The sequence below is a fragment of the Coprococcus aceti genome, from assembly GCF_025567285.1.
GTDB classification, from domain to species: Bacteria; Bacillota; Clostridia; order Lachnospirales; family Lachnospiraceae; genus Coprococcus; species Coprococcus aceti.
In genome coordinates this window covers 1-3,628 of sequence record NZ_JAOQJT010000022.1, presented here as the reverse complement: position 1 = coordinate 3,628, position 3,628 = coordinate 1, and the positions used below count along the sequence as shown (strand labels likewise).

Here is a 3,628-nt window from a genome sequence, read left to right as displayed (position 1 = left end):
TCATCTACATGAGTATCAGTTTATCGCCATTTTCAACATGATAACTTTTCAAGGTTCTATCTGGATCCATAACCATGCCTTCTCTCGGTAACACTAATACCCAGTGCTCACGATTCACATAGCCTGTTCGCAGATACTGCGATACAACATCCAAAGTATCCGTTATCACATCACAAACCTGTGCATTCTCATTATATTGAACATCAAATTCTTGATTTATTTCTGGCATAATCAACCTGGACTTAATCATGCTTTATCTGCCTCCTGTATAACGGTATAATTATCTGCGATACATTCCGATCATCATTATCCTGTGGGATCATACCTATACCTGGTTTGTATATCTTATTTGCCTCTGTAAATGATAGATTAGTAAAATTAAAAAATGAAGTTTCAGCACAATTGCCACCCAGTTGTATTCCCATATGATATCCAGTCATAACATCATATACTTTTCGTCCACGACATTCTGACTGACTTGCTGTATCAATCAACCCTATAATGAATATGTTGTGCAGAGCGCCTTTCTCTACAACATTCTCTATAAATGGGACAATTCTTGTAATGCCTTCACTCGGCGAATACAATGTATTTAAAAACGCTCCCATATCTGCAATAAAAATGTATGTTTCCTTAAACCGGGTCATCTGGCTATATATTTCATTCTCATCATAGCCTTGTTCCTTTACCTGATTTTTAAACTTATTTCTCTCCACAAATTCTGGAACCAGCATTGTAAAGTAATCTGCCTGTGCTGCTTCGCTATCTATATACGTTGCTCCCAACAATTCCGAATCAAGCTTGAACTCATTGGAACCATGTTCTATAACAACTATATCTGCATTTCTCATCAGTGCTGCATTCATCAATAACCGCATAACATTTTTCTTACCAGTTCTTGCTCTGCCCGTAATTGTATAGCAGAATGTTCTCCTAAGGTCTATTCCATATCCCTCCGCACTTACACTGTCATATCCTATCGGCAGCATATATCCATTACACATCTGTGCAACATCATTACGCCTCTTGAATATCTCCCACGTAGGTTTTTCTGGAATTTCAGGAACACCTTCCGCTACCTCAGTAGCTCCTTCAGCCATAGATGCACACATATTGCGAAGTAACTCTATACGTTCCATATCATCGCACCTATCCGTAGCTATCGCTGTCTGGAATTCCATTACTTCTCCATCGACCTTTATGAGTCCTCTTCCCTTTAGATTTTCCGGTTCAAGCTGTGAAACTTTTTTACTCTTAAAATAAGCGAGGCTCGTCTGATTATCTTTTGCTGAAATAATTCCATATACCATCACTCTCACCACCAATCTGTAACAGATGATTTCTTGTTACAAAAAATATAAAAATATCTGAATCTTACAGAATGGAAGTTCCATAAATTAATCCATGCCAGAGAAAACAGTTGCAATATCAGTTGTGACAAAAATGGAGTATGAATTTTATCAGTCGACAACTTATTTTAAAAAAAAGCTTTAAAAGTCAGTGATAACAGGAAATTTCAAAATAAAATGGATACGTATAATTATTTCGTGACTTTTTGTCACTGATTTTCTGTCACTCTTGAAATCGGCAGTTCCATTAAAAGTTCCTTATAATATTTTGTAGAATCTCAAGTGGAATTTATTTCAGATAAAATCATAACGAATTAAGATTAGGTCATTTCAAAGAAATTCAGATTAAAACGATTGCAGTTGATATGAAATCAACTGTGAGATGATACCCCATTGGCACTGGATACATACAGATAGCAAGGTCTCTCGCTGTCAGCCTACATTGAAACGATACCTGTGAATATCAAAATATATGACCACAACAAAAATACCCATCTGTACAAGCATCCTAACATGCGATACAAATAGGTATTAGCAAACTTTTCATCTCGCAAGATGGTAATATTTCTTAGCATCTGTCTCAGCCAAATTTCTTTCGAACAACAACAGAAACATTCACAGCTTAAAAATCCCTTAGCCTGTCAGTATCAGCAATAATGCGGGCAAAACAACAATTATACGCATGCACCTGTGAATCTTCAAAGGCTGAAATTTATCTGACTGTTTTTGATATACCATCAATACCCGCAACAGACATCCCCCTGTGCTGTGCCATATGGCTGGGTAGCACCAGCATATGCAAAGATGCCAATCTTACTAATCCTGTCTCTGTTTCCAAGGATAACAACTTATATGCGTTTTATGAATACACCAATACTGATTAAATTTCTTATCCTAGGTCTTAAAATTATTCAAGATATCAGAATAAGGCATTTTCTTAACAATTAGTTGAATTGTCTTGATTTTGGCATATACTTTCATAAAAATATACTGTTGTAGATACCAGCCAAACTTGTAACGAAATCTTTTGTTATAATTTTATATCAATTGCTGAAAATGGCTATTTCACAGTATTTATGAGTATTTTAGCAAACAATAGTTCTGTGAAAGAATGAAATCTGTCTGCTTGCAATAAAGTCAGTAAAATCAATGATTTACCGTACCTTAGAAATAAATTGTCAGACAAATCCTTTTGTATACCTGGGGGCAAATTTCGCCATAAGGTGTCCTTTCCCCTTTAGGTAAATGACAAAAAGCTATTATTAATCTCTGTATGTCATTCACTTCGTGAACAGACAGAAATTAAAATAGCTTTTTGAGTTAGGGGTTTTGGAGTCCTAAAGTATAACCATAATTAAATTTATATATTTTATTCAACTACATCTTCACCATATACACCATCATTTTGATATTGCAAAATAAGATTATACATTTCTTCAACATCTAATTGGCATAACTCCGCCTCTTCATTTGTAATTTCAATTCTTTTTTTCTTTATCATATGCGCTCCTGCATCATACTGAAGATAATATTGCCCTTTGTTTTCCAGTAGACTAATACCCTCATCTTCTATAATTAACTTCATTTTAAAGCACCTCTATTCAAATAAATGTTTATATGTATATGTTCCTTCTTTCGCCGGATTAATAACTGCTTCTTTTATTCCACCACTTGTATAGCCGCCTGGTTCCCAGTATTCCGGCCATGCACCTAATTCATTGCCAGATGGAAGTCTTAAACTAGATGTGTCCTGAATTGTCACTATAACAGGATTACTTCCTAAATATCCTTTGTCTAATCCCAAAACACTTTCTATTTTAGCCACATCCCCATCTGCGTTTCGAATTATTTCACTTAGTTCATCCCCAGACATTACAAATGTACCACCTTTACCACCAATTGTTCCTGATAGCTCACTTGGCATTATTTTTACCGCACCACTTTTCTTGAATGAATTTAGATGATTATTAATATATTCCTCACTCAAATAAGTTTCTGGTAATGGTTTCTGTCCCTTTGGTGTGCCTTTTATTTTTTCTACTTGTTCAAGTGACAATCCCTCTTCTCTAAGTTTACTCCACGATGAATATTGCTTTCCATCCTCAAATGACATATTACCTAAGTTCGAATATCTTCCACCCTCACAAGTAATACTTCTTTCAGACTCCACCCGCCCTTTGCTAGTAGACATAACCCTATTCTTTCCATCTGCTTTTGACGATGACTTTCCACCCTCAAAAACTGACCGCAAAACAAATGATGTTATTGCACACTCTGCC

General features: G+C 35.6%; 4 protein-coding genes. All 4 read right to left on the bottom strand.

What is annotated here, in order from left to right; translation table 11 throughout:
• Positions 1-4: 4 nt before the first annotated feature.
• Entirely contained in the window at positions 5-229 is a 225-nt protein-coding gene (locus OCV54_RS14605; protein WP_165852808.1) for an EsaB/YukD family protein, read from the bottom strand.
• Between the two features lie 13 nt (positions 230-242).
• Positions 243-1,310 (bottom strand): hypothetical protein, encoded by a 1,068-nt coding sequence (locus tag OCV54_RS14600; protein ID WP_055224727.1) that lies wholly within the window; start codon positions 1,308-1,310, stop codon positions 243-245.
• A gap of 1,408 nt (positions 1,311-2,718) precedes the next feature.
• Positions 2,719-2,934, bottom strand: a complete 216-nt coding sequence (locus tag OCV54_RS14595; protein WP_055147993.1) for a hypothetical protein — start codon at positions 2,932-2,934, stop codon at positions 2,719-2,721.
• Between the two features lie 12 nt (positions 2,935-2,946).
• The coding region (locus tag OCV54_RS14590) for a hypothetical protein (RefSeq protein ID WP_055224726.1) at positions 2,947-3,628 on the bottom strand (682 nt) is incomplete at its 5' end.

Coding starts and splice junctions, on each gene's coding strand:
- OCV54_RS14605 (WP_165852808.1), bottom strand. CDS start 229: ATGCCAGAAATAAATCAAGAATTTGATGTTCAATATAATGAGAATGCA.
- OCV54_RS14595 (WP_055147993.1), bottom strand. CDS start 2,934: ATGAAGTTAATTATAGAAGATGAGGGTATTAGTCTACTGGAAAACAAA.
- OCV54_RS14600 (WP_055224727.1), bottom strand. CDS start 1,310: ATGGTATATGGAATTATTTCAGCAAAAGATAATCAGACGAGCCTCGCT.